Genomic DNA, 8,367 nt, shown 5'->3' with positions numbered 1-8,367 from the left:
GCAGCCATCTGGCACAACCGGGCCAGCGGAACACCGCTGACCAGGTCATTAATCGCCTACGACCACTGACCAAGACTTCGGACTTAATCGTCTAGGTGCCCAGGAGGGCCCGGATGGGGTGCCAGAGCTCCTGTGCGCGGTCGGGTGCCCCGCGCCACAGCAGGCCGTCCGGGTGGTGCAGGACGGCCGTGACCTCGTCCGGCGTCGGCGGCTGCGCGTTGCCGCGCAGGTACACCGCCCGCATCCCGAGGTTCCGCAGCCTGGTCAGGGCGCGGGCCCGGTTCACGGCGTGCACCAGCACGCGGACATTTCCACACTCTCCGGACGGCCGCGGCAGTGTGAGCGCGACCACCACACTGCCGCCCGGCAACCTGACGAAACCTCCACCTGGCATGGCTGTCATCTCCCCCGTCAATAAGAAACTCGTACCGCGCATCTAAACGCGATCGGCCGCCGCCCGCTAGAGGGCGACGGCCGATCATGCTTTGACCTGCGGTTTTACCGAATTACTTCGAGGAGGGGCCAACCTCGACGGTCATGACTTCACCGTCGTAGGTCTCCTTCAGGATCTTGATCTTGGTGTTGGTGTCAGTGACCTTCACCGATCCGGTCGGGTTCTCGTCGTAGTAGTACGTGCCCTTGCGGTCGTCGAAGACCAGCTGGGCGGCCTTCGGCTTGAGGAAGAGCTCCTCGCCGTTCTTGTGCAGGGTGACCGAGTCCGTCTTGTACGCGCTGAACGTGGCGTCGTACGGCTGGATCTTGTTGCGCAGCAGGGTGCCGTCCGCCCACTTCATGGGCTTGGCGTTGGCGTCGATCGGAAGGATCAGACCCTGGCCCGGGTGCTGGCTGGTGTTGTTGTCCTTCTGGGAGGTGTCCCACTGCCAGATCAGCAGACCGTCCTGGTACGCGTAGTGCTCGACCCAGTCCGGACGGGTGTTGCCGAAGCCGAAGTTGTACGGGCCGACCTTGAGGGTCTTGTCGTACGAGACGTAGCGGCGGTTCTCGGCCAGGTAGTACTGCGCGTACTCCTTGGTGAAGTTGGCGCCGATGCGGGAGAAGCCCTTGCCGGTCCAGCCGTTGTCGCCGTTCTCGGCGCCGTCGGTGAACAGCGCGGAGCCGTCCGCGGTGAGGGTGACGGCGTCGGCGGTGAAGCCCTTGCCGCCCGCGCCGCCGTCCGTCTGGTAGCGGAAGCGGAGGTCGATCTTCTTGCCCGCGTAGGCGTCGAGCGGGAAGTTCAGGTTCTTCCAGGACTCCGAGACACCGGTCAGCGACGGGCTGCCGGAGGCGTCGGCCGGGATGGCCGTGCCGTCGGCGGTGCCGGCGAGAGCGGTCCAGTTGGCGCCGCCGTCCGTGGACACCTCGGTGTAGAGGTAGTCGTAGTCGGCCTCGATGTCCCACCAGCCCTTGAGGGACAGCGCGGCGGACTTCTTGCCCGTCAGGTCGACCGACCGGGTCAGGGTGTTCTTGAGGTCGTCACCCATGTTGCTCCACCACTGGGTGGCACCCTCGGCGGGAGCAACGACGTCGGTCTTGACCTGCTTCTTCGGCAGCTCGACGACCAGCGCCTGCTTGTCCTTGGTGTTGAACTCCGAAACGCCCAGCTTGTGGGTGGACTTCGTCGCGGCCTTGGCCGTGTCGTAGTTCAGCCAGCCCAGCTGGAGCTTGTCCCAGGCGGTCATGTCGCCCGGGAGGTCGCCTATGGAGTCCTTGCCGGTGCCGAGCCAGGAGCCGGCCGACATCAGGGACCAGAAGCCGACCGAGTTGTCGCCGCCACCGGAGGTGTCGTAGAGGTCCGGCAGGCCGAGGTCGTGGCCGTACTCGTGCGCGAAGACGCCGAGGCCGCCGTTCTCGGGCTGCATCGTGTAGTCGCCGACCCAGATGCCGGAGTTGCCGATCTCGGTGCCGCCGGCCTTGTTGTTCGCCGGGCCGGTCTTGCCCACGTTGGTGCCGTAGGCGTACCAGCGGTGCGCCCACAGCGCGGTCGTGCCCTGCACGCCGCCGCCGGCCGACTCGTCCTCGCCCGCGTGGACGATCTGGAAGTGGTCGATGTAGCCGTCGGGCTCGTTGAAGTTGCCGTCGCCGTCGAAGTCGTTGCGGTCCCACTGGTCGTACTGGGCCAGCTGCGCCTTGATCTGCGCGTCGGTCTTCCCGGCCTTCTTCTGGGCCTCCGTCCACGCGGTGACGCCGTCACGGACGGTGTCCCACACGTTGGAGCAGTTGGTCTGGCCGCAGTAGTTGGAGCCGTAACGACCCTCGTTGTACGGAACCTTGACCCAGTCGGCGACCTCGCCCTCGACCGAGTAACGGCCCGAGGAGGTCTTCTCGTAGTACGTCTTCAGGGAGTCCTTGCCCTCGCCGGAGGCGAAGTACAGGTCCTGGAAGTACTCGCGGCTGAAGTCCTTGCGCCAGGCGGTGCTGTTGTCCTTGGCGCGGTCCGGCTCGGCGATCGTGTTGTGCAGCGGACCGGGGGTACCGCCGTACTTCGGAACGGCCGGCTTGGGGCCGGGGCCGTCCGGGTCGAACATGGTCGTGTTGTCGACCTGGTCGCCGAACTCGACGAGGATCGTGAAGATCTTGTCGGTCTTCTCGCGGCCGAGCTCGACGTACTTCTTGTCGTCGAGCTTGACGACCTTGGAGCCGTCGCGCTGCTCGACGTTCTTCTTGCCCTGCAGGACCTGGTCCAGAGCGGCCTTGCGCTGCGCGGCCTGCTGCTCGCTGAACGGGCCCTTCAGGTCGTGCTCGACCACCTTGGAAGGCGCGGTCGGGTCCTGCCGGTCGGCCACGGGGGCGTTGGAGCCCTTGCCGTCGGCCTGGGCGGCGGTAACGGTGAAGAAGGTTGCACTGGTCGCGCACGCGGCCATGGTCACGGTGACGGCGGCAGCACGAATCGCACGCCGTCTGGCGGAGTTGCTGGTCACTTGATGTCGTTCCCCTCCCGCGGCCGCAACGTAGGTCGGAACTTCTCCATAGGAGCGGGGGGTTCCGCGCGGCGCGCGTCTCAAGTGACGACATTTGACCGGAGAGACGCAAGAAAAGACAGACCTTGACTTGACCCTTACAACTGCACTATGCGGTCAGGCAGTTCCGCTATCCGGACGTTCCGCAGCCATATGGGGCGAAGGGAGCTTCCCGACCCCGCGCGAGGTCCGTCCCGTCCGCTTTCTCCCCCTCCGCATGGCGCGGAAAATGACCCTGTGCGCCCCCCATGCTCCGGCACCGTGTGTTAGGTCACGCTTACCGGCGGTTCCGCTCGGGCATCTCCCGTCATAGAGTCACTTGACGCGCGACCTAGTTGAGCCGACTCCCCCTCCCCTCCCTGAGGACGGATATCGCCATGCCGCGTCCGACTGCCGCACAGCTCGCTTACGGGTCCGCCACGGTCATCGTGTCGACGATCGCCATGCTGCTGCTCTCGCAGACGAGCACGGGGCTGGGGGTCGCGGTCATCTCCGCCGCCGCGCTCGCCCTGGGTCTGCTCGTCGCCCTCACCGTGCCCGCCCCCAAGCGCCGCGGCCGCCACGCGGCCCGTGCGGACGCGAAGCCGGCCGCCAGCACCACCACCGCCCGGGTTCCCGATCCCCGGCCGGCCGAGGCCGAACACCCCGTCCACCACTGAGCCTTCGCCCGATGCGGGCGGGCCCGCGAGCCCTCTGCGGGCGATCCGCGGGCGGCGCACAACGCGGCGCGGACGGCCTCCCCGTGGGGACGGCCGCCCGCGCTCTGCGCTGCGTACCCGCTATGTGGTGGCCTGGACCACCACCGTCTTGGCGACCTTGTCGTGCAGGCCCTGCTTGTAGGGCTTGTCGACGAGGATCGAGACGACCAGCGCGATCGGCCACAGGCAGAAGCAGCAGATCAGCGTCGGGAGCCAGAGCACGGCGGCGCGGCTCAGGGCCGCGTTGGAGTTCGGCACGCTGCCGTCGTTGAGCATCGCGACGCGCAGGCCCATCGCCCTCTTGCCGACCGTCTGGCCGTTCTTCTTGGTGAACCACCAGTCGTAGCCGAGGTACGCGGCGATCGAGATCAGGGTCATGATCAGGCCGCTGCCGCTGTAGGAGCGGGTGATGACCTCGCTGACGTCCTCGCCCCGGTTCGTCTCGACCACGTACCGGTTCGTCCCGAAGGCCAGCTGGATGAGGAACAGCGGGACGGCGACGATCAGTACGTCGATGATGCGCGCGGCGAGCCGCTTGCCGAAGTCGGCGAGCGGGGGCATCCCGGCGAGCGGATCGGGCATGCCGTAGCCGCCGGCGCCGCCGTAGGGGTCGCCTCCACCGCCGTACGGGGGCGGCGGGGGCGGGAATCCCCCGCCGCCGCCCGCGCCGCCGGGAGGCGGGGGGCCACCGCTGCCGGGGGGCGGCGAGTCGTACGGCGAACCGCCCGACGGAGGTGTCGGTTCCTGGGGCTTCTTGAGGAACGGGTCTTCCTCCGGCGGCTCGCCCGGCGGCGGCTGGTCGGTACTCATGGCCCGAGTCGAACCCGGCTCCGGTGACCCCGCAACGGGACCGCGTCCATCCGGGGGAGGGACGCGTCCGGGGGCCTGCGAGCGCGCTAGCGGGCCACGTACGTCTTGGCCGCCTTGTCGTGCCAGGCCTGGCGCCGCGGGCGGTCCACGAGGCACCAGAGGCTGCCGGGGAGGCCGAGGAGCGCGTACACCAGCCAGCGGCGCAGGGCCGCGCCGAAGGTGGGCGGGCGGAGGGTGGCGGTGGCCAGCACGCGGACGCCGAGCAGTTTCTTGCCTGGGGTGCGGCCCCAACGGGCCGTGGGCAGCGCCTCGTACAGGATCCCGAAGAGGAGGACCGCGCCGAGGACCAGGCCCAGCCGGCCGGCGATGGTCCCGTCGAGCAGCCAGACGGTGGTGCTGTGGCCGCTCGCCCGGGCGGCGTCCACCTTGGCCCGGAGGTGGGCGGTGGCCCCGGGGACGAGGGGCAGCGCGACCGCCGCCGCGACGGCGCCGAGGACGAGCGAGTCCAGGGCGCGGGCCACGGCTCTGCGCGTCAGCCCGGCGGGGCGGGCGGCCCGTTCGGCCATCCGCTCGAAGACGGCACGGGGCGTACTGGTGCCGGCCGGGCGGGTGCCGGAGCTCCCCGGGCGGTCCTCCTCGGACCCGCGCGGCTCCCAGCCCGTGGACCGGGGCTCCGCCGGGGCGGCCGCCTCGGCGCGCGGCACTTTGGGGCGCACTCCCGCGGGCCGGGGCTCCCACACCTCGCGCCGGGGTGCCTCGGCGGGCTGCGCGGTGCCGGGCCGGGGGGCCGTGGGGAGCTGGGCCTCCGGGACCGGACCGGCGGGGGCCTCGGGCCGGGCGGGCGCCGGGGCGACGGCCGCCGCCTCGGGCCAGGAGGTCGTGACTCCGGATGCGCCGGGCCCGCCGGCTCCGGGGGCTTCGGGCCACGCCTGGGCCGGCGCGGGGGCCGAAGCCCGCACCGGGGCCGGAGCCGGCGCGTAGGCCTGGACCTGGGCCTGCGCGTGGGCCTGAGCCTGCGCGTGGGCCTGGGCCTGCGCGTGGGCCTGGGCCTGCGCGTGGGCCTGGGCCTGCGCGTGGGCCTGGGCCTGGGCGGCCGGGGAGCGCGCCGACAGGATCCCCGCCGAGGCGCCCTGGGCGGGGAGCCGCGCGGGCGCCGCGGCAGCGGCCGTACGGGCCAGGGAGATCCCCGGCCGGGCGGGCGCCTGCCCGGCCTCGGGCTCCGGCGGGCTGCCCCACGAGACCCGGTGGTCGCGCGGCCCGCCGAAGCCGGCCTGGTGCACGGGGTCGGCCTGCCACGCCACGGGCTCGACGACCGGTTCGGGCGCGGCGACGCGCTCCGGCTCCCGGACGCGCACCGGTTCCCGTACGGGCTCGGGTTCCCGTACGCGCTCCGGCTCCCGTACGGGCGCCCGTTCTGGTTCGGGCTCGGGCAGCGCCTCGGTCACGGAGGTCTCGTCCAGGAACACCGGCCCCGTCTCGTGGGCGGGGGCCGGGCGACTCGTACCCGGAACCCAGGCCGCACCGTTCCAGTACCGGATGTACCCGGGGATGGACGGATCGGGGTAGTAGCCCTCGCGGGCCGCGTGCTCGCCGTCACCAGGGGAGGCCGTCAATGTCCCCAACTCCGATCGTGGCTTGAGGCTTGTGCAAGGGAGGACCATAGCCAAGAACCGCCCCCCGACAGGTCCGGTAACGGGAGAATCCAAGCGATTGAGCGAATGCCGCTCCTTACGCCTCCCTACGACGTTTTTCGGCCAGTGAAAAGATTTCCGCCAATCTCCGGTTCGGCGCCCGAAGTCGCGTCATACCCGGGCACACCGGCGCTCTCTCCGGGTGTGGGGTGCCATCCGGCCCCACGCACCGAACCCGAAGCGAGGCCGTCATGCTCCACCCCGTCATCGAGCGCGAGCTGGAACTCAAGCTGGTCCTGTCCCCCGAGCGCAGCATCCCCGTCCCCGCGCGGCTCCTCTACCTCACGGACGACCCGTACGCGGTCCACATCACCTTCCACACCGGCTCCAACACCCCCGTCAACTGGACCTTCGCCCGCGAGCTGCTCGTCGAGGGGGTGTTCCGCCCGTGCGGCCACGGCGACGTGCGGATCTGGCCCACGAAGGTCGACAACAAGGCCGTGCTCTGCATGGCGCTCAGCTCCCCCGACGGCGACGCCCTCCTGGAGGCCCCCGCCGCCTCCGTCTCCGCCTGGCTGGAGCGCACCCTGCGCGTCGTGCCGCCCGGCACCGAGGCCGAGCGGCTCGGCCTCGACGCGGCGCTGGCCGAGCTGCTCACCCCGACCCCGGCCGACGACCTGTGGCTGCGCGACCCGTGGCCGTCGGACGAGTCCGCGGACGGGGACCTGTGACGCAGGACGGGCAGAACGCGCACGGGAAGGGCGAGCAGAACGGGCAGGGCGGGCAGGACGGGCAGGACGGCGTACGGTCAGAAGAGCTTGCCCGGGTTGAGCAGTCCCAGCGGGTCGAAGGCGTGCTTGACGGCGCGCTGCATCTCCAGTCCCACCGGGCCCAGTTCGCGGGCCAGCCACTCCTTCTTCAGCACGCCGACCCCGTGCTCGCCGGTGATGGTCCCGCCGAGCGACAGCCCCAGCGCCATGATCTCGCCGAAGGACTCGCGGGCCCGCCGCGTCTCGTCCTCGTCCGCGGGATCGAAGCAGACGATCGGGTGGGTGTTGCCGTCGCCCGCGTGCGCGCAGACCCCGATGAGCAGGTCGTGCGCGCGGGCGATGGCGGCCGTCCCGTCCAGCATCTCGGCGAGCCGCGAACGCGGTACGCAGACGTCGTCGATCATCGTCGCGGGCCTCAGCGCCTCCAGCGCGGGGAAGGACATCCGGCGGGCCTGGAGCAGGAGTTCCGACTCCGCCTCGTCCTCGGCGGGCACGACGGCGGTGGCTCCGGCGGCCGTGCACAGCTCCCCCACGGCCGCGAGGTCCTCGGGGGCGTGCGGGGTGTCGAAGGCGGCGAGCAGCAGCGCCTCGGTGGCCTCCGGCAGGCCCATCTTGCCCAGCGCGTTGACGGCCCGGACGGTCGTACGGTCCATCAGCTCCAGCAGCGAGGGGGTCAGTCCGGCCTCCATGACGGAGCAGACGGCCCGGCAGGCGGCCGCGACCGAGGGGAACTCGGCGGCCAGCGCCAGCTGCCGGGGCGGCGCGGGCCGCAGGGCGAGGACGGCCTGGACCACCACGCCGAGGCTGCCCTCGGAGCCCACGAACAGCCGGGTGAGGTCGTATCCGGCGACGCCCTTGGCGGTGCGCCGGCCGGTGCGCAGCAGCCGCCCGTCGGCCAGGACCACGTCGAGGCCGAGCACGTACTCGGCGGTGACGCCGTACTTCACGCAGCACAGGCCCCCGGACGCGGTCCCGATGTTGCCGCCGATGGTGCACTGCTCCCAGCTGGAGGGGTCCGGCGGGTAGTACAGGCCCTGTTCGGCGACGGCCCGCGAGAGCACGGCGTTGACCACGCCCGGTTCGACGACGGCGATCCGGTCGACGCTGTTGATCTCCAGGATCCGGTCCATCTTCACCAGGGACAGCACGATGCAGCCGTCGGAGGCGTTGGCGGCGCCCGACAGGCCCGTACGGGCGCCCTGCGGGACGACGGGGATCCGTAGGGCGGTGGCGGTGCGCATGACGTGCTGGACCTGTTCGACGGTCCGGGGCAGGACGACGGCGCCGGGAGTGCCCGCGGCGCAGAAGCTGGCCATGTCGGTGGCGTAGGAGGTGGTCACCTCGGGGTCGGTGACCACGGCCTCGGGCGGAAGCTCTTCGAGAAGGGTCGCTCGCAGACGTGCGAAGAGATCGTCATCCATGGGACCAGCGTGGCACTCGGGGCCATCGGTGTGAACACGCCCGCGCCCCTCTTCGGACACCTCGGCGAGCTCTTCATATT

The 8,367-nt window shown here is 71.2% G+C and carries 7 protein-coding genes; 2 read left to right on the top strand and 5 right to left on the bottom strand.

What is annotated here, in order from left to right; genetic code table 11:
• Window positions 1–91 precede the first annotated feature (91 nt).
• Both ACZ45T_RS29415 and ACZ45T_RS29410 read right to left on the bottom strand, forming a co-directional pair.
• Entirely contained in the window at window positions 92–394 is a 303-nt protein-coding gene (locus tag ACZ45T_RS29415) for a hypothetical protein (RefSeq protein WP_468446518.1), read from the bottom strand.
• A gap of 112 nt (window positions 395–506) precedes the next feature.
• A complete protein-coding gene (locus ACZ45T_RS29410) occupies window positions 507–2,861 on the bottom strand; it encodes an immune inhibitor A domain-containing protein (protein ID WP_468446530.1) in 2,355 nt (784 codons plus the stop codon).
• 473 nt (window positions 2,862–3,334) lie between these two features.
• Here ACZ45T_RS29410 and ACZ45T_RS29405 point away from each other — a divergent pair, with 473 nt between their 5' ends.
• Complete coding sequence (locus tag ACZ45T_RS29405) at window positions 3,335–3,616, top strand: hypothetical protein (RefSeq protein ID WP_468446516.1); 282 nt, start codon at window positions 3,335–3,337, stop codon at window positions 3,614–3,616.
• A gap of 120 nt (window positions 3,617–3,736) precedes the next feature.
• Here ACZ45T_RS29405 and ACZ45T_RS29400 read toward each other — a convergent pair whose 3' ends face one another.
• Together ACZ45T_RS29400 and ACZ45T_RS29395 are read right to left on the bottom strand one after the other, a co-directional pair.
• On the bottom strand, window positions 3,737–4,465 hold the full coding sequence (locus tag ACZ45T_RS29400; RefSeq protein WP_468446514.1) for an RDD family protein: 729 nt from the start codon (window positions 4,463–4,465) through the stop codon (window positions 3,737–3,739).
• Window positions 4,466–4,551: 86 nt separating this feature from the next.
• The gene (locus ACZ45T_RS29395) at window positions 4,552–6,078 is read right to left on the bottom strand and encodes an RDD family protein (RefSeq protein WP_468446512.1); all 1,527 of its coding nucleotides are present in this window, start codon (window positions 6,076–6,078) and stop codon (window positions 4,552–4,554) included.
• 269 nt (window positions 6,079–6,347) lie between these two features.
• On the opposite strand from ACZ45T_RS29395, the gene ACZ45T_RS29390 reads away from it, so the two are divergent.
• Window positions 6,348–6,827 (top strand): SsgA family sporulation/cell division regulator, encoded by a 480-nt coding sequence (locus ACZ45T_RS29390; RefSeq protein ID WP_468446510.1) that lies wholly within the window; start codon window positions 6,348–6,350, stop codon window positions 6,825–6,827.
• A gap of 77 nt (window positions 6,828–6,904) precedes the next feature.
• Here ACZ45T_RS29390 and ACZ45T_RS29385 read toward each other — a convergent pair whose 3' ends face one another.
• Window positions 6,905–8,287, bottom strand: coding sequence for an FAD-binding oxidoreductase (locus ACZ45T_RS29385; protein WP_468446508.1), 1,383 nt, complete (start codon window positions 8,285–8,287; stop codon window positions 6,905–6,907).
• Between the last annotated feature and the right edge of the window lie 80 nt (window positions 8,288–8,367).

The sequence above is a fragment of the Streptomyces sp. NPDC030995 genome, from assembly GCF_055571215.1.
Note: the sequence above shows the minus strand (reverse complement) of the source record. Positions and strands in the feature narration are given on the sequence as shown.